The following is a 16,769-nucleotide window of genomic DNA, read 5'->3' on the forward strand; positions in this document are numbered from 1 at the left end:
CGCCGGCTCCCGGTAGTTTATAATGAGGGGCAAATAAGCAAAGACAGGAAGTGCCTATGAGTAAACGAAAGCATCAAGGAAATAAAAAGCTGAATAAGAAACCGAAAAAGGTGGGCAGGCCAAACGGGAAACAGAATTCTTCTCTGAATAGAACGGCTAAGGGTAAACCTGCACGGGGGCAGAAACCTATAACCGCACAGGTTACGTGCACAGGTCTCACTGATGAAGGGAAGGGGCTTGCCGAGTGGAAGGGAAAACAGTTGGAAGTCCCTTTGCTGTTACCAGGTGAAAAGGCTGAGGTGAACATCGTTCAAAAAGGGAAGTTTTTGGACGCAGAGGTGAAGAATGTGATCACTTCTGCAGAAGAACGAGTCAATCCACCTTGTCCATATTATTATGAATGTGGAGGGTGTCAGCTTCAGCATATGAGTAACGATGCCCAGGCCCGTTTCAAGCAGGAAACCATTGATCAATTGATGAAACCGTTTGGAAAACCGGATCCTATTTACACGATGGACCACCCCTATGATTACCGCAACAAGAATCATAATACATTCGGTTTGAATCACAAGCGTCAGGTCATTGGCGGTCTGTATGCGCAGCACACGCATGAAATCATTCCAATGGATCGATGTCTCATTCATGATCCGAAAGCGGACGAAATCATAGATACCATCAAGGATTACATGAGGAATTCGAAAATGCAGCCGTACAACGAAGACATTGGACGTGGCTTCTTACGGCATGTGTTGATCAAAGTCGGCAAAGTCAGCGGAGAGGTTATGGTGGTACTCGTTGCTGCCTCCTCTGAGTTCAAGGGGAAAAACAACTTCGTTAAAGCTTTAAGAAAAGCTCACCCTGATATCACGACCATGCTGTTGAATGTGAACAAACGGGACACAAGTGTTGTTTTGGGCGAACAGGAGAAAGTGCTGTTCGGCAAGGGAACGATTACAGATACGTTGTGCGGGCTGGAATTTGAAATTTCAGCAAAGTCCTTTTACCAAATCAATCCTGTTCAGACGGAGAAGCTTTATGGAAAAGCGATTGAAATGGCCGAGCTGACTGGAAACGACACCGTGATTGATGCGTACTGCGGAATTGGTACGATCGGTCTTGTGGCAAGCCGCAAAGCTGGCAAAGTCATTGGAGTAGAGGTGAACAAGGATGCGGTCCGGGATGCCATCCGAAATTCGAAGCGCAATGGCGTGACCAATGCACGCTTCTACCAAGGGGATGCTGGTGAATTCATGGTCGATATGGCTGCGCGCGGGGAGAAAGCAGACGTCGTAATTATGGACCCGCCGAGAAGCGGTAGTGACGAAGCCTTCTTATCAAGCGTTGTGAAGCTTAAGCCGAAGCGAGTGGTTTATGTGTCCTGTAACCCGGAAACACAGGCGCGGGATATGAAATATTTAGTAAAGAACGGCTATGAAGTGGAAGGCATTCAGCCCGTGGATATGTTTCCGCAGACGTATCATGTGGAATCTGTGGCGAAGTTAGTGCTAAAAAAATAACCAGGATCTGAATACACGATACTGGCTGACTTAACGAGAAAAAGGTTCATCCAAAGCAGTGGATGAACCTTTTTCTGTATATCTGTGACTTGGGCAGGATCACCCCGTCGAGTCTACTTATAATCCTTCGGGGTACCCCAGTACTCATAGCGATTGTATCGGGGATCTGTGGAATCAAAACGAATGAGAATGGGAGCATGATCCAATTCGGGATAGGCTTCAAAAAAATACCGGTCCCCATACCTGATAGCTTCAAGGGCTAAGGGTAGTTCACTTCTGAAGATGGCATTTCGAACAGCGGATTGGTCAGATCCATATTGTCCATCCACATAAACGTAGATATAGAGATAGGGACGACCATTTTCTATCCTCCATTCCGCAAGCACTTCATCTCTCATCTGAGTGATTTTGTCATAGGCATACGACAATCCCAGCGTAAGAAAAAGCTCTGCCGTTATGTCGGAGTGGGTCAGTGTATACTTACGTCCTAACAGGGGAGTGTTTTTTGTAACCCCAGGTCTAAACTCAACGAAAAGTTTGTCTGGATCAAGCCTTTTCAAAAGGGCCCTCCTAATAAATAGTGGTGTTTGGAACCCTGGGCAGAAAGCAGGAAGAATTAATGAGACTCACTCAAAAATTCTTCGAACATCTGGTTGAACTTCTCATGATGCTCCCAAAACATGAGGTGTCCTCCCAGAGTCTTCACGGAAGCGGAAGGCGTCAGCTTGTTAAGATAAGTGGCCGCTGTCTCTCCCCAATGTTCGGCGACAACGAAAAGCGTCGGAACGGATGCACTGCTTTCTTCCGCTTCTTTTCGATAATCCGAAAAGAGACCGGAAGAGAATAAGATGGCCGCGATATAGTAGGGGGTTTTCAAAGACTGCTCTACCATCCATTTCAATTCTTCTTTTTTTAGTTCCCGTTGGACCATGACCCCGGTGGCATAGGCCGAGATGAATTCCCGCTGTCCTTTTGGATGACGGAGGAAGTTCGTATAGGCGGCAGCCAGGTCATCCAGTGGGCCCTCCACCCAGTCTTCGTCTTCTTTCAATGATAAAGATTTCGGCGGCATATCGATCATCATGACAGACTTGATCCCATCGGTTCCAAACTGGCGAAAGTACTCCCATACGGTCAAACAGCCGAAGGACCAGCCGACAAGCGTTGGATTCTCAACCTTCAATTCCTTCAGCACTTTTTGTAAATCCGTCCCGTGTGTGACGTAATCATTCCCATGGACGGTCATCGTGGATCGGCCATGGCTTCTGGGATCAATGACAATGGTTCGGTGCGTTTTTGAAAAATGTTTCACTTGTTCAGAGAAGACTTCAGTGGTGAAAGTAAAACCCGGAATGAATACAAGGGGGTCTCCTGTACCGGTTTCCTGAACGAATAATTCAATTCCCGGTTCCACTTCAATGTAGCTCTCATTCGTATTCATGGTGTCCCTCCTGTTTCTCCAGAATGCTAAGCATATTCTCTTAAATCCTATTCAACAATGCGGTCTGTCATTTCTCTTTCTAGAAGAAACACATTTAAACAAAGAGATCATGAAAAAAAGACGGGCAGTGGAAAAGGCCCGTCATAAGTTTCCGTTTATTTTTTTATAAGAAAAACAGCACAAAAAGCTGAAGGTAGATCTGCACCATGACATAAAAGGCCAGGGCGTATTTATAGTTGAACATCAATCCGTTTTTAATGATGCTCAACTTGTTCACAGAACTCAAAATGATTGATGGTAAAATCAGCGGAGATAACATAATGGAAATGACGCTCCCTGATGTAATTCCAAGTACAACGATTTCTGGTGGATAGGGAAGATCGACGCCCTGCAGAATCCCTGAGACGAGGACGATGACCGTCAACGGACCGAGTCCGATGAATCCAAGGATAATCACAACAAAAGGAAGAACCCATAAGAAGTTCAGGAACGGTACGGCGTCCGTCACGTAAAAGAGGCCATCGATAATGTACTCACCATATCCCGACTGATTCACCGCGTTGATCAGAAACCCGGCGGCTAATAAAATCGAAAACTGCTGGGCCTTGTTGGGAATGCTTTTAGCTACATAGGTTTTTCCGTTCTCTGTAATCGCGCTGCTCCTCTTACGAATGAGGAAGTAGAGAATGACCCAGGCCACGATTACAATCGGTATAATTAGCAGAAGCTGAACGTCCCAAAGCGCATTAAGCAGAAAGATCGACCCGAATAACGTCACAAAAAGAAAGCCGAATTCAAGAGCATCACGGTTCCCTTTCGTATCCTGTTTCTTTTGGTCGGCAATCTTCTTAAGCTGTTCCTGGATGCCTGCTGTTAGATCCACGCCATAGTGGCGTTCTTGATAATAAGAGAATAAGACAGACAACAAGATTCCCGCAAATGAGATGAAGAAACCCTGTAAGATGGATAAGCCTAAGGATGCTCCAAGGGCATCGACGGCAAAAATAAAGCTTGGAATGCTGACAACCCACATCGTCGTTAAGGAAAACGCACGCAACAGGGCTGTTCCTTTATAATTCTCCCATGCCTCTCCTTTTTGATTGCTCAAAAAGTCGTTGATCATGCTGTAAACCATCGGAATCGATCCGAATAATAAAAAGTAGGAAATGATCTGAGTGATCACCATCATTCCGAAATAGAATTTCCGACTTGTATTCAGGAGGTTTTGAGCGAAATTGATGACCGATTCGATATAAGGCTTTTCCTCCAGTACCCAGCTGATCGTAGGAACGATCAGTAAGAGCGCGATCAGTCCGCTCATCACGGTAAACCCGGATACGGTCCCTTCAATAAGAGAGGTCCCGGCAGAAATATGAACAATTAAGGCGATAATGAGCAGCAAAAGGGAAATCGCTGCCTGTTTCACCGGCAGGAAGAAGTAACCCAGTACAAAGGCCGCTAAACCGAATAAGGAAAGAGTGGTGGAAAGCATGTCTCCACCTATAAAATAAACGACAAAATGCATGAGGACATATAAGCTTATAAAAAAGGTGTATCCTCGTTTTGCGATTTGTACCATAAGGATGCTCCATTCTTAAATCAAAGTGTTAACTTACATATATTATCATAATCCATATTCATTAGCTTAAATCATGCCCAGGAGGATTCCTGGTTCGGATGGGAATTCAGCATATGGTCGCTGGAGTATAAACATATAGTTCACTAGTGCTTTCTCACTAAATAAGGGGTTACAAATGGACTGAATTCAAGGATGAAACCTACTGAATGGTTTGGTGAAAAAGAAAACCGGCAATATTCCCGAATGTAACCAAAAAGTAGGAGGAGATTTCATGAACCGTTTTACAATTCCACGCGATATTTATTTTAGTGAAAATGCTCTTGATATATTGAAATCTGTAGAAGGAAAGAAAGCCTTACTTGTGATTGGTGGAGGTTCCGTCAAAGAAAACGGGAACCTGGAAACGATTGAAAAAAATCTAGCAGAAGCGAATATAGAAACCAAGCTTATTGAAGGAATAAAAGAAGAGCCTTCCACGAAGCTTGTACAAGAACATCTGGATACGGTGATGAGTTTTGAACCTGATTGGATCATTGGAATCGGCGGCGGCTCACCGATGGATGCAGCTAAAGCCTTCTGGTTGTTCTATGAACATCCGAACCTCAGTTTTGAAGATGCGACCAAACCGTTTGAGCTGCCTGAACTTCGTTCCAAGGCGAGATTCATCGGTATTCCTACGACAAGTGGGACAGCATCCGAAATCTCCAACCTGTCTGTCATCACTGATTCAGAAACAGGCGTGAAATATCCGTTAGCCAGCTTTGAACTGACACCCGATTTCGCCATCATCGACCCTGTCATGGTTGAATCCATGCCGAAACGTGTGACAGCATACAGTGGTATGGATGCGGTCACCCACAGTATTGAAGCGTATGTAGCGAAACCACGCACGACATTTACAGATGCGCTTGCAAAAGAAGCGGCTGAAATATTGAAAGAACACCTTCTTTCCTCCTATAAAGGAGATAAAGAAAGTCGTGAAAAAGTCCATTATGCTCAGGCGATGGCTGGTATGGCCTTCTCCAATGCGGTATTAGGCAATGTACACAGCCTGGCGCATAAGAGTGGTCCGACCTTCGGAGTACCACACGGCTGTGCCAATGCGATCTACCTCCCTTATGTCATCCAGTTCAACAGAAGTGTTGTCGAAGATCGTTTTGCTGCCCTAGCAAAAAGAATCGGTTTGGAAGGGCAGAATGATCAGGAACTCGTCGATGCTCTTATTGAATGGGTCCGCGAGTTGAATCGTGAAATGGACGTACCGAATACACTGCAGGAATTTGGTGTGTCCGAAGAATTATTCCAAGAACATGTCGATACAATGGCTGAAAACGCGGTAGAAGATCCGTGTACAGGAACGAACCCGCGTGAAACATCCGTAGAAGAAATGAAGAAACTCTTTGTAGCCGCTTATTATGGGCAGGATGTTGATTTCTAAATAGAAGACTTATAGAGATCAGTCCACCACTGGACTGGTCTCTTTTTTCTGGACAAAAAAGGGGCGTTCGACTTTAATAGAAGGGAAAGGAGTTCACTTATGATCATAAAACCCCGCACCATCCCTCCTGATATTGTCCATTTGGAAATACTAAAGAACCGCCTCAAGCCTCATCACCCCGCTGTCCCCCAAGTAGAAGAGACCCTCTCTGCAATGAAAGCCGGCTGGAATGGCGAACAGTCCCTTGATTTTCACCTCGATTATTTGAAAGGCCCTCATCACATCCTTCACAACCTGCGTCTGCATGACGGGCACCACTTTTTTCAAATCGACACGGTTATCTTATTTCCTTCCTTCATTTTGATTCTTGAAGCAAAAAATATGATCGGTCAGATCTCTATCCATCGTGAAAAAAAGGAAATGCGCCGCGACACGGAAGGATTCCATGATCCTGTGGAACAGGCGGAACGGCAGAAGCGTTTATTAGATGAATGGTTATGGCGGCAGCTAGGGATTCGTATCCCCATCGACTTCCTGGTGGTATTCACGAATCGTCGATGTACCCTCGAGTTTGACTCCTCAGACTCTCGCATCTATGAAAAAGTAATACGCGCTTCCTCTCTCGTCGATGCCGTGGAAAAGAAAGAGGATGTGCACAGGGGAAGACATTCAAGAAGGAGGAGCTATTACAAATTGGCCAAGCGCTGGCTGAATCCCACCAGGATCATGTGCCGGATTACATGAAGCGTTTCAACTTGAGTTATTCGGATTTGATCAAAGGAGTCAGGTGCCCGGCATGTGGAAAGTATTCAATGAAAAGAACAAAAATGAAATGGGTATGTCCAGGTTGTTCTCATCACTCTTTTCTTGCTCATGAACAAGCCTTGAAAGAATATGCTGTGCTTGTTGCCAAAACAATTAGCAATAAAGAAGCTAGAGATTTTTTAAAGGTAGGTTCAAGACATGTGGTGTATCGATTATTGAGCGCTTATTGTAAGGGGAAAAGTGGTTCTACTAAAAAAGCAAGGTTCCTATTAGAGTGCTAATCCAATAAGAGGGGGAGTCGCGCCAAAGGAGTAGCGAGTCGCGCCAAAGGAGTAGCGAGTCGCGCCAAAGAGGAGCGAGTCGCGCCAAAGGGGAGCGAGTCGCGCCAAAGGAGAGCGAGTCGCGCCAAAGGAGTAGCGAGTCGCGCCAAAGGGGAGCGAGTCGCGCCAAAGGAGTAGCGAGTCGCGCCAAAGGGGAGCGAGTCGCGCCAAAGGAGTAGCGAGTCGCGCCAAAGGGGAGCGAGTCGCGCCAAAGGGGAGCGAGTCGCGCCAAAGGTAGAGTGAGTCGCGCCAAAGGAGAGCGAATCGCGCCAAAGGAGTAGCGAGTCGCGCCAAAGGAGTGGCGAGTCGCGCCAAAGGAGTAGCGAGCCGCGCCAAACGGAGAGCACATCACCCAAAAGGTCCCGCACCCTACTACCAAGTATAAAAGAACGACAGCAATCCTTGATTTACAGTTCATCCCATAGTACTCTTGGGGTTCAATGAAGGGAGTGGGAGACCATGACACGAGTGGTCATCTTAGCCGAAAAACCCTCTCAGGCAAAAGCATATGCAGAGGCTTTTACAATACAGGAAAAAACGAAAACGTATATTGTACTCAAACCGGATGATATTTTCCCGAACGGGGCGACGATCACGTGGGGCGTCGGTCATCTGGTGGAATTGAAAGAACCGCACGACTATAAGCCGGAGTGGAAGCGCTGGAAGCTTGATCAGCTGCCGATTGTTCCTGACCGATTTCTTGAAAAAGTATCCAAAGGGAAGTGGGAGCAGTTTAAAGAGGTCAAGCGTCTGTTCCAGCAGGCCGACGTCCTTGTAAATGCGGCCGATGTCGACCGGGAAGGGTCGAACATTTTCTATAGTATCCTTCGTTTAACAGGGGTGAAAGGGAAGCCGGTTCGACGCCTCTGGATTAACTCTCTTGAGAAGGACGAAGTGCGTAAAGGGTTTAACAATCTACGAAACAATGAAAAAGATTTACGTATGTTTGATGAAGCGAAAGCACGTCAGATCAGTGATTGGATGGTAGGGATCAACGCGAGCCGTCTATTCACGCTGCATTTGCAGAAAAAAGGGTTCGGAAGCTACTTAACGATCGGTCGAGTGCAATCGCCAACCGTCTACTTGATTTACCAGAGGCACAAGGAGATAGAGAACTTTGTATCTGAGCCTTTCTACCAAATCGAGGGACTTTTTCAATCCGACGCAGGTTCCTATAAGGGTCTCGCTGAAATCAAGGAAAAGGACAAAGCTAAGGTCCAGGAGCTTATGGACAAGCATGGCTTGAAGGAAAAGACCGACCACCAAGGGATAATCCAGCGTGTAGACAAAAAGACGAAACATCAAAAATCACCGAAACTGCATTCGCTTTCCACGTTGCAGAGTGTTGCGAACAGACGCTGGAAGTACACACCGTCACAAGTGTTGAAGACGATGCAAAAGCTCTATGAGAAAAAACTGGTCTCCTATCCGAGGACCGACTGTAATTACATTACCGAAAGCGAGTTCTTTTATTTAGTGAACAACTTGAAGGCCTATCAGGATACGTTGAATACTTCTTTCACCCCGATCTCTTTAAAACCGAGGAAGCGGTATGTGGACAGCAAGAAGGTTCAGGAGCACTATGCCATCATCCCGACGAAGTCCATTCCGACGGAAAAGAAACTGAATGGGCTGAGTCGTGAGGAACGAAACATTTATACAGAGGTGCTCGCGACGACGCTTGCGATGTTCCATAATGATTACGTCTATGAAGAGACGACGATTTTCACACATGTTCATGACCTTCCTTTCAAATCAACAGGACGAAGAGAAGTGCACAAGGGTTGGAAAGAGCTTTTTCCTAAGCCATCCAAAGCCAAACAGGAAAAAGATGCGCTGCTTCCGAATGTTCAAAAAGGAGAAGAGGTTGGTGCGCGTCTTCATATAAAAGAAAGCATGACACAGCCTCCGAAACCTTACACCGAAGGTCAGTTGATCAACATGATGAAAACGTGTGGAAAGCTCATGGATGACGAGGAAGACGTGGAAATCCTGAAGGAAGTCGAAGGCCTCGGGACGGAAGCGACCCGCTCAAGCATCATTGAAACGATCAAAGCACAAAAATACATTGAAGTGAAGAAGAACAACGTCTACGTCACGGCTAAAGGCATCACACTGTGTGAAGCTATCGAAGGGACGCTGTTATCGAGCCCGTCCATGACTGCGAAGTGGGAATCGTATTTGAAGAAAATCGGCAGCGGAGAAGGCTCGAAACAAATGTTCATCAAACAGACGAGTCAGTTTATTGAAAAGCTGATCCAGGAGACTCCTGATTCCATTCAACAGGTTCAGATCCGAAATACGGGCGAAAAGAAAAAATGGAATACACCAATCGCCAAATGCCCGGCATGTCAGACAGGTTCGATTATGGACCGGTACAAATTTTACGCATGTTCTGAATATAAAAAAGGCTGCAAGGTGAGTTTCCCGAAAAGATTAGCCGGAAAAACGCTGACAGCCAATATGATCAAAACACTGTGCGAGAAAAAACGGACGAAGGTCTTAAAAGGATTTAAAGGAAAGAAACCGTTCAGTACCGCTTTGACATTGGATGAAGACTATAAGATTAAGTTCGACTTTAATAAGAAAGCCGCAGAAAAAAGGTAGACATATGTAGTCCTGCTTGCCTCTCCAGGTGTGTACGCTATCACACAAAGAGGCAGGCTTTTTTTATGAAAATATTCAGGTTGTCTTCTTTCTCACGAGGGATATCCGTGTGTATCAGAAGAATGTTGTTTTATGCCAAAAACGTACATCAAGGACACTCCACGTATTCCATACATAGGATAAAACAACAAATGGGAAGGGATTTGAGAAAATGTATGTTGGACCCTATACGCATCCGTATTACTTAAACCAGCCAGGTTATGGTTACAGAAATTCTGCAGGATATTGGTCTGCACCTAACCAACCATATGGCTATTATGAAAGGGTGATGCTAAAAGATTATGGCTCTAATCCATTCGTCGTCAATATCAATGAAGCGACGAAGCAGAACCAAAACTATCGGACGGCTTTATGGACGGGATCAAACTTACAGGTAACTTTAATGAGTATTCCCCCGGGCGGAGATATTGGGTTGGAAGTGCATCCAAATGTCGATCAGTTCCTGCGTATTGAACAGGGGCAGGGAATGGCACAAATGGGCGACCGTAAAAACAATCTAAGTTTTGAAAGAAACGTCTATGATGATGACGCCATCATCGTCCCTGCTGGAACATGGCATAATGTAACCAATACAGGGAATACGCCGCTCAAACTTTATTCGATATACGCTCCACCTAATCATCCATTTGGGACGGTTCATGCGACCAAGGCAGATGCCATGGCTGCGGAGGGAGAAAACAGTGAAGGGAATGGGAGTACCGTTGTCTATGGGAAGACCCCGGACGAATGGGTGAGGTACACGGAGTTTTTGGTGAATGAAGGGTTGGAAGATGTGAAAAGAGGAATCAATGCTACCCATATCCTTCAAGAATTCATTTTGATGGGATTGCTTGTAGGGAAGGGATATACTCCTGAAAAAGCCTATGAAACAGTAGAGGAATGGGAAAGGACAGGAGAATCCAAACTTCTTCAACAAAGTAAAAAGATGCAGTAATGGCTAGATTATCCTCCCACTTACCCATTCATATGGGTAGGAAGAAAAACTACCTTTTCCAATGTGGAAGAGGTAGTTTTTTTATAGAATTAGCCATTATATGGGGGTCAGACAAACAAAAATAGTAAACTTTTATCATTTGTGAACAATTTTGTAATTTTCATAAAAACTTAAAGAATAAATCATAAAAAGGTGGTAATATATTTCTAATATCCAATCTTCTTCCTGGATATACGTTTCTTTGAAAACGTCTTATAAAAATAAGAAGAGGTTGATGAAAAGTTGACATTAACAGTGAAAGAAGCTTCCATTTTTGACCACAAGGGAAACAGGATTATGACGGAAGACCGCGAGATTGCGATTATTGCCAAAATGGAAGACCCTAAGATTGCTATTTTAGGAAACGTCATCAGTGATGCTGAATGTGATGAGCTTATCCGTCTTTCTCAAAATCGGATGAACCGCTCAAAAATCGGCTCGCGGCATGAAGTGAGTGACATCCGTACAAGCAGCAGCACATTTCTGCCGGAGGATGATATCACCACTCGTATCGAAAACCGGTTGGCGCACATCATGAATGTACCCGTTGAACATGGAGAAGGACTTCACATCTTGAATTATAAACAAGGCCAGGAATATAAAGCACATTATGATTATTTCAAATCGAAGGTCCAGGCGAAGAACAATCCGAGGATCAGCACGCTTGTTCTTTATTTGAACGATGTCGAAGAGGGTGGGGAAACGTACTTTCCGCATATGAATTTAGCTGTTTCTCCTCAAAAAGGCATGGGCGTCTACTTCGAATATTTTTATTCCGACCCTGAAATCAATGAGCGCACGCTCCATGGCGGATCACCAGTCACCAATGGAGAAAAATGGGCAGCAACGATGTGGGTGAGGAGAAAACAATATAGATAAAGATGGAGAGTTAATCTCTAAATATAATGAAACACCGGGCATGGCGCACATTTGACCATACCCGGTGTTTTTCTTATGACAGAAAGGGGATCTGAAGCACCATTACTTCATTCTTGTGTTTTCTACTATTTTATTTGCTCGTTTGAATTCTTTCTGGAATCTAACTTCTTGTGTTTTTGTTAAGGTACTTCTTTTTTCTTTGGAAACTTGGGCCTTCGATTTCATTCCTAATCCCTCCTTTACCTGTCATTAGTTTCATTATGAACGGTTTGGGATAAGGTTATTCTATGGCTGGACGTGTTGGTACTCTCCTGAAACCGTGGGGGCATCTCTTCCTGGTGAAGGAGGTCTACTTGTGGCAGACATTGGAAGGGTATAGAATATATAGTGTTGATTCGTAGGAAAGTGAGTGATGAAGATGGATAGAATCGGTGTGTTGACGAGCGGGGCAGATGCTCCGGGAATGAATGCAGCCATACGATCAGTCGTAAGGTCAGGAATCTATGAAGGCGTTGAAATGGTTGGAATCAAGTATGGTTTTAAAGGTCTGTTTAATGACAACTTCGAGATAATGGATGCATCCTCCGTGGGCTCTATTATTCAGCGTGGAGGCACGATCCTGCAAGCCTACACATGTGATGAAATTCACACGGATGGAGGTCAGGAGAAAGCCATTGAGAACTTACAAAAACAAGGAATCGATTCCTTAGTTGTAATTGGCGGTAAGGAAGCCTTAGCGGTTGCTGCTGCTTTACAAAAAAAGAACTTTCCATGTATGGGAGTACCTGCCACCATTGATAACGACATCCCGGGCGTGGCTGAGGCTGTCGGTTTTGATACAGGACTAAATACAATCATTGATTATATTGATCGCATTCGCGATACGGCGTCTTCCCATGAAAAATCATCTATTATTGAAGTGATGGGAAAAGACACAGGAAATCTCGCTTTATGGTCAGGCCTTGCCGGAGGTGCTGAGAACATTTTAGTACCTGAAAAAAAAGAAGACTTAGAGACCATTGTGAATCAAATTAAAGAGGGACCTTCACGAGATAAAAGGTACAGCATCATTATTGTAGCCGAGGGGAGTGGTGTGAGTGGAATCGATCTCAATAACAAGTTGAAAGAAGAAGCAGGGATCGAATCACGTGTCACGGTATTAGGCCACACTCAGCGGGGTGGTGCTCCTACCGCAAGAGACCGGGTGTTGGCGAGTCGATTAGGCGCTCATGCGGTGGAACTGCTTCTTGCAGAGAAATCAGGCAGAGTCGTCGGTCTGGAAAACCATACGCCTGTGAGCTATGCATTTGATGACATCTTTTTTAAAACCGCTCAGATTGATGAAGGCATGTATGAGTTGTCAGGAAGGTTGTCAATATAAAAGAGAAAGTGGGCAAGCGTTTCAGGCGCTGGCCTTTTCTTTTTCTATATGAGGGGATGGAATAGAGAAGTCGATCTCCAATGCGTGTTACGATACCCTTAAGTATGAAGAGGAGGAACGCCTAATGACGAGAAAGCTGTACTATGAAGATGTCTATATGATGAATTTTGACTCAAAGGTGACCAGAACAGATGAAGATGAACGTGGTTTGTACGTTGTTCTCGAAGAAACCGCGTTTTATCCGACAGGCGGCGGCCAGCCAAACGACGAAGGGACATTGAATGGTGTGGCGGTATTCAATGTCGAAGAAGTGGATGGCGAAGTGCGTCATTACATAAAGGAAGAGGTTTCTAACGCAGAAATGGTACATGGGAATGTCAACGAGGAGCGTCGACTCGACCACATGCAGCAGCACAATGGACAGCATATCATTTCAGCTGTTTTCGACGATCAGTTCAATATTCCGACCACGAGCTTTCATTTAGGCAAAGATACAGTGACCATTGACTTGGATACGGAAAAACTGTCCGCTGAAATGTTGGAAAAGGCGGAAGATCAGGTAAATCAAATCATCCGTTCAAACGATCCGATTGAAACGAAATGGTTGTCTGTCGAGGAAGCTGTAGAATATCCGCTTCGCAAAACGCTTGCTGTTCAAGGAGATGTGCGTCTTGTCATCATCCCGGAGGTGGATTACAACGGCTGTGGCGGTACGCATCCTCACTCTACCGGCGAGGTCATGGCAGCCAAGTTTTTAGGCTGGACCAAAAATAAGAACCAGGTCCGCTTAGAATTCGTGTGTGGTCATCGGGTTCTGCAAAAGCTTGGTCAGAAGCATCACGTGCTGTCGGAAATGAAGCGAATCGTTCCGAAGCCGGAACAAGAGCTTGTCGATGAAGTAGGTGAGCTGATCAAGGCAAGCAAGGAAAAGGATAAGAAAATTGCTGAATTGGAGGAACAACTCCTTTACTATGAAGCACAGGAAATCCTATCAGCGTCCAAAGAACAGTCAGTAATCCGGCGCGTATTCAGTAATCGTCCGATCAAGATGCTTCAGTCTCTGGGTAAAATGATTGTAGAAGAAGCTCCCTCCGCTTATTTGATTCTCATCAGTGAGCAGGAAGACCAGCTGCAGTTTGTTCTTGCGCGCGGAGCGGAAATCAATCGGAACATGAACGAGGTCGCTAAACAGTCGATGCCACTCATTGAAGGAAAAGGCGGAGGCAAACCGAACTTCGTTCAAGGGGGCGGAAAGAGAATAGTAGATGGGGAGCATTTTGCTAGTCAAATCCAAGAGTTATTATGATTTTCCTGTTAGGAAACAAGAAGACCGTGCTAAGCTGTCTTTTTTTATGAGAAAGTCAATTCCCTCCTATAAATTTCCTCCTGCATAGATGGGCTAAGTGAGGATAATTGATGAAGCACTAATCCGCCAGGTCCTTTCTATTGTTGCTTAAACTTTTCTTGTTCGGTTAAACTATCATGTACTTGAACATGTTATGATTAGACCTTAATAGCATCACTGACCTGAATTCAGTGTAAAGAAGAAATAGGATAGGAGGCTCTTTTCAATGGATAATAATGATATACTAATTCGCTTACGATACGCACTCGATATCAAAGATCAAGACATGATTGAAATATTCAGGCTTGGTGGGGTGGACCTTACGAAAGAAGAAGTTCAAAAGGTTCTCACCAAGTCAGAAGATAGTTATGATGCCGAAGATGATGAAGTTTATGAAGATGAAGATCACATCAAGTGCACCAACAGCATGCTGGAGTCTTTTTTAAACGGATTCATCACATTCGAGCGGGGGCCGCAGCCGTCTAAGCCGGGTCAGCCGAATAAACCGGATCGTTCGATTAAGAATTATTCCAGTGTGAATAATGTCATGTTGAAAAAGGTGAAAATTGCACTGAAGCTGACGAATGAGGATGTTATTGAGATCCTGGACGCAGCGGATGTGAAAATCACCAAAGGGGAACTCAGCGGTTTATTAAGGAAAGAAGGGCATAAGAATTATAGACAGTTCGGTGATCAGTATGCCAGGAATTTCTTAAAAGGATTAACAATCAAATATAGAGGTTAAAAAAAGAGGTCCAACCATTCTTTGGTTTGGCCTCTTTTTTTAGGAAGGGGAATGTTAAAGTTGACGGACATGGACGGGATCGATCGTGCTGGAGAGAGGATATTTCACTCGGAATTTCCGGTTGATGGCATGGATCAATGCATGCTTTGCTTCCTCAGAGGCAATTTCGCCTTCTTTTATGTCTTCATGGTTCATCCTGACTTCAAAATCAATCTGATGATGTTTATAATGGACTTTTCCAGATACGACCATTGTAAGTCCTCCTTCTGTTAGGATCATTTGATAGAGTTCATTTATGTGAAATGCGGACAAACAGAAGGTGTTTACCCTTGGGAATTTTTCATAAAACATCCCAGTTAGGATAAATGGAATGTCATCGGTTGAACGATGAGGAGAATCTGGAGTAAGCTGAGGAGGAGAGAAAGCTTTTGCTGTCTGGATCTGTGGAAGAGCAAAGGCGTAATGATGCGTTGAGGAGATCGTCTATGAAACAAATGGTAAGAGTTCTATTAATCGTGATTGGAAGTATATCCCTTGTACTGGGCGTGTTGGGGATTGTGCTTCCCCTTGTTCCAACGACCCCCTTTTTACTGTTGACGGGAGCTTGTTATGTGCGGAGTTCAGACCGTCTGTACAACTGGCTGATGTCGAATAAATGGTTCGGGTCTTATATCAAAAACTATAAAGCCGGCCGTGGGATTCCTGTTCGTGCAAAGGTATCGCTGCTCATCATGATTTGGTTTTCCTTCTTATTTTCAGCTTTCTATATCACCTCTCATCCGTTGTTGAGAGCAGGTTTTATCTTTGGCGGCCTCTTCTTTACTGTCCTCATTCTCCGGACAAAAACATACCATCCTGAAAGTGAACAATCATAATCTGGTGTTCCACCATAATAGATTGAACGAGAAAAAGCGGATCCTCGCCGAAGGTTGGTGAGGATCCGCTGTTCTTATTTTTTATATTGATCAATGGTCTGCTGCAGCTTACGGGCAACGCTTTCCAGTGAACCATTCAGTTCCTGGTCGGTGAACGTTACTTTCGCGCGGCTTTCGTCCATTTCCAGAGCTTCTGCAAACAACCCACCGAGACCACGTGCACGTCGGTCAACTTCAAGCATGACATCGATGCGGTTCTCATGCAGGAAGAAGATAGCTTCCAGTTCATCCAAATAAGAACGGTATTCTCCACCAGGGGCGAATTCAAATTCCTGGACGTATCCAAAACGTTTGGAGTATTCCATTTCCACTTTTCTTAAATGAAAACCTAAATGGTTTTCTAACGCCTGCAGTACTTGGTTAATGTATGGATGCGGGGCAATTTTAATAGGATCCCGGTCCTCCGGATCAAGTGCCATCGGGATGTCGAGGCCTGTTTCGAACCAGATCGGAAGTCTTCCGTGTGAAGCAGGGACATGGTAAGGCAGCTGAAGAGAGAATGGGATTTCTTTCGTTTCCCCTTCTTTAATGGTCTCCTGACCGGCGATTGGGTACTTCTGTAAAGCCACTTTTTCTTTCACTTTCTTATCATCCACTTCACGGATGGCCTCGGTCATGAGGAAGATATGGATGGAGTCGATGGATTGCTCAACATCTCCTCCCTGGATGACCACTTTCCCATGGACCGTTTCCCCTGGAATGAATTGGTCTTTTTCTAATTGTGTATCCACTTTGGCAGCACCTACGCCAACACTTGCTAATAATTTTTTGAACATGCGGATCT

Annotated in this window: 17 protein-coding genes; 11 read left to right on the plus strand and 6 right to left on the minus strand. The window is 44.8% G+C overall.

Features of this window, described 5'->3' with window-relative positions; all coding sequences use genetic code 11:
* The first annotated feature begins 56 nt into the window (after positions 1-56).
* Positions 57-1,517: a 23S rRNA (uracil(1939)-C(5))-methyltransferase RlmD gene (gene rlmD, locus J0K78_RS10755; RefSeq protein WP_206946869.1), complete on the plus strand. Its 1,461-nt coding sequence runs from the start codon at positions 57-59 to the stop codon at positions 1,515-1,517.
* Between the two features lie 113 nt (positions 1,518-1,630).
* Here rlmD and J0K78_RS10760 read toward each other — a convergent pair whose 3' ends face one another.
* The 3 genes from J0K78_RS10760 to J0K78_RS10770 form a co-directional block, all read right to left on the minus strand.
* On the minus strand, positions 1,631-2,077 hold the full coding sequence (locus J0K78_RS10760; RefSeq protein WP_206946870.1) for a staygreen family protein: 447 nt from the start codon (positions 2,075-2,077) through the stop codon (positions 1,631-1,633).
* Positions 2,078-2,133: 56 nt separating this feature from the next.
* Positions 2,134-2,958, minus strand: coding sequence for an alpha/beta fold hydrolase (locus J0K78_RS10765; RefSeq protein WP_206946872.1), 825 nt, complete (start codon positions 2,956-2,958; stop codon positions 2,134-2,136).
* Between the two features lie 163 nt (positions 2,959-3,121).
* Entirely contained in the window at positions 3,122-4,537 is a 1,416-nt protein-coding gene (locus J0K78_RS10770; protein ID WP_206946874.1) for a hypothetical protein, read from the minus strand.
* Between the two features lie 271 nt (positions 4,538-4,808).
* On the opposite strand from J0K78_RS10770, the gene J0K78_RS10775 reads away from it, so the two are divergent.
* From J0K78_RS10775 to J0K78_RS10800, 6 genes are all read left to right on the plus strand, one after another.
* Positions 4,809-5,975 carry an iron-containing alcohol dehydrogenase gene (locus J0K78_RS10775; protein ID WP_206946876.1) on the plus strand — a complete coding sequence of 389 codons (1,167 nt, stop codon included), beginning with the start codon at positions 4,809-4,811 and terminating at the stop codon, positions 5,973-5,975.
* Positions 5,976-6,074: 99 nt separating this feature from the next.
* Positions 6,075-6,719: a nuclease-related domain-containing protein gene (locus J0K78_RS10780; protein WP_206946878.1), complete on the plus strand. Its 645-nt coding sequence runs from the start codon at positions 6,075-6,077 to the stop codon at positions 6,717-6,719.
* A gap of 68 nt (positions 6,720-6,787) precedes the next feature.
* Positions 6,788-7,021 carry a hypothetical protein gene (locus tag J0K78_RS10785; RefSeq protein ID WP_206946880.1) on the plus strand — a complete coding sequence of 78 codons (234 nt, stop codon included), beginning with the start codon at positions 6,788-6,790 and terminating at the stop codon, positions 7,019-7,021.
* A gap of 498 nt (positions 7,022-7,519) precedes the next feature.
* Positions 7,520-9,667 (plus strand): type IA DNA topoisomerase, encoded by a 2,148-nt coding sequence (locus J0K78_RS10790; protein ID WP_206946882.1) that lies wholly within the window; start codon positions 7,520-7,522, stop codon positions 9,665-9,667.
* Between the two features lie 328 nt (positions 9,668-9,995).
* A complete protein-coding gene (locus J0K78_RS10795) occupies positions 9,996-10,661 on the plus strand; it encodes a cupin domain-containing protein (RefSeq protein WP_370551114.1) in 666 nt (221 codons plus the stop codon).
* 336 nt (positions 10,662-10,997) lie between these two features.
* Entirely contained in the window at positions 10,998-11,579 is a 582-nt protein-coding gene (locus J0K78_RS10800; RefSeq protein WP_206947249.1) for a 2OG-Fe(II) oxygenase, read from the plus strand.
* 102 nt (positions 11,580-11,681) lie between these two features.
* Here J0K78_RS10800 and J0K78_RS10805 read toward each other — a convergent pair whose 3' ends face one another.
* The gene (locus J0K78_RS10805) at positions 11,682-11,804 is read right to left on the minus strand and encodes a YfhE family protein (protein WP_160915927.1); all 123 of its coding nucleotides are present in this window, start codon (positions 11,802-11,804) and stop codon (positions 11,682-11,684) included.
* Between the two features lie 193 nt (positions 11,805-11,997).
* On the opposite strand from J0K78_RS10805, the gene J0K78_RS10810 reads away from it, so the two are divergent.
* The 3 genes from J0K78_RS10810 (at position 11,998) to J0K78_RS10820 (ending at position 15,050) form a co-directional block, all read left to right on the plus strand.
* Positions 11,998-12,960, plus strand: coding sequence for an ATP-dependent 6-phosphofructokinase (locus J0K78_RS10810; protein ID WP_206947250.1), 963 nt, complete (start codon positions 11,998-12,000; stop codon positions 12,958-12,960).
* A gap of 124 nt (positions 12,961-13,084) precedes the next feature.
* Positions 13,085-14,266, plus strand: a complete 1,182-nt coding sequence (locus tag J0K78_RS10815; RefSeq protein WP_206946886.1) for an alanyl-tRNA editing protein — start codon at positions 13,085-13,087, stop codon at positions 14,264-14,266.
* 265 nt (positions 14,267-14,531) lie between these two features.
* On the plus strand, positions 14,532-15,050 hold the full coding sequence (locus J0K78_RS10820) for a YehS family protein (RefSeq protein WP_206946887.1): 519 nt from the start codon (positions 14,532-14,534) through the stop codon (positions 15,048-15,050).
* A gap of 54 nt (positions 15,051-15,104) precedes the next feature.
* Here the strand turns inward: J0K78_RS10820 and J0K78_RS10825 are convergent, their stop codons facing one another.
* Complete coding sequence (locus tag J0K78_RS10825) at positions 15,105-15,302, minus strand: hypothetical protein (RefSeq protein WP_160915936.1); 198 nt, start codon at positions 15,300-15,302, stop codon at positions 15,105-15,107.
* 233 nt (positions 15,303-15,535) lie between these two features.
* Here J0K78_RS10825 and J0K78_RS10830 point away from each other — a divergent pair, with 233 nt between their 5' ends.
* On the plus strand, positions 15,536-15,925 hold the full coding sequence (locus J0K78_RS10830) for a YbaN family protein (RefSeq protein WP_206946889.1): 390 nt from the start codon (positions 15,536-15,538) through the stop codon (positions 15,923-15,925).
* A gap of 74 nt (positions 15,926-15,999) precedes the next feature.
* On the opposite strand, the gene J0K78_RS10835 is transcribed toward J0K78_RS10830, so the two are convergent.
* Positions 16,000-16,761: a sporulation protein gene (locus tag J0K78_RS10835; RefSeq protein ID WP_206946891.1), complete on the minus strand. Its 762-nt coding sequence runs from the start codon at positions 16,759-16,761 to the stop codon at positions 16,000-16,002.
* Between the last annotated feature and the right edge of the window lie 8 nt (positions 16,762-16,769).

It is taken from the genome of Halobacillus sp. GSS1 (genome assembly GCF_017307035.1).
GTDB lineage: Bacteria > Bacillota > Bacilli > Bacillales > Halobacillaceae > Halobacillus > Halobacillus litoralis.

Excerpts from the sequence above, each read along its gene's own strand:
- rlmD (WP_206946869.1), top strand. The coding sequence starts at position 57 with ATGAGTAAACGAAAGCATCAAGGAAATAAAAAGCTGAATAAGAAACCG.
- J0K78_RS10765 (WP_206946872.1), bottom strand. The coding sequence starts at position 2,958 with ATGAATACGAATGAGAGCTACATTGAAGTGGAACCGGGAATTGAATTA.
- J0K78_RS10770 (WP_206946874.1), bottom strand. The coding sequence starts at position 4,537 with ATGGTACAAATCGCAAAACGAGGATACACCTTTTTTATAAGCTTATAT.
- J0K78_RS10775 (WP_206946876.1), top strand. The coding sequence starts at position 4,809 with ATGAACCGTTTTACAATTCCACGCGATATTTATTTTAGTGAAAATGCT.
- J0K78_RS10780 (WP_206946878.1), top strand. The coding sequence starts at position 6,075 with ATGATCATAAAACCCCGCACCATCCCTCCTGATATTGTCCATTTGGAA.
- J0K78_RS10785 (WP_206946880.1), top strand. The coding sequence starts at position 6,788 with ATGAAAAGAACAAAAATGAAATGGGTATGTCCAGGTTGTTCTCATCAC.
- J0K78_RS10790 (WP_206946882.1), top strand. The coding sequence starts at position 7,520 with ATGACACGAGTGGTCATCTTAGCCGAAAAACCCTCTCAGGCAAAAGCA.
- J0K78_RS10795 (WP_370551114.1), top strand. The coding sequence starts at position 9,996 with ATGCTAAAAGATTATGGCTCTAATCCATTCGTCGTCAATATCAATGAA.
- J0K78_RS10800 (WP_206947249.1), top strand. The coding sequence starts at position 10,998 with ATGACGGAAGACCGCGAGATTGCGATTATTGCCAAAATGGAAGACCCT.
- J0K78_RS10805 (WP_160915927.1), bottom strand. The coding sequence starts at position 11,804 with ATGAAATCGAAGGCCCAAGTTTCCAAAGAAAAAAGAAGTACCTTAACA.
- J0K78_RS10810 (WP_206947250.1), top strand. The coding sequence starts at position 11,998 with ATGGATAGAATCGGTGTGTTGACGAGCGGGGCAGATGCTCCGGGAATG.
- J0K78_RS10815 (WP_206946886.1), top strand. The coding sequence starts at position 13,085 with ATGACGAGAAAGCTGTACTATGAAGATGTCTATATGATGAATTTTGAC.
- J0K78_RS10820 (WP_206946887.1), top strand. The coding sequence starts at position 14,532 with ATGGATAATAATGATATACTAATTCGCTTACGATACGCACTCGATATC.
- J0K78_RS10825 (WP_160915936.1), bottom strand. The coding sequence starts at position 15,302 with ATGGTCGTATCTGGAAAAGTCCATTATAAACATCATCAGATTGATTTT.
- J0K78_RS10830 (WP_206946889.1), top strand. The coding sequence starts at position 15,536 with ATGAAACAAATGGTAAGAGTTCTATTAATCGTGATTGGAAGTATATCC.
- J0K78_RS10835 (WP_206946891.1), bottom strand. The coding sequence starts at position 16,761 with ATGTTCAAAAAATTATTAGCAAGTGTTGGCGTAGGTGCTGCCAAAGTG.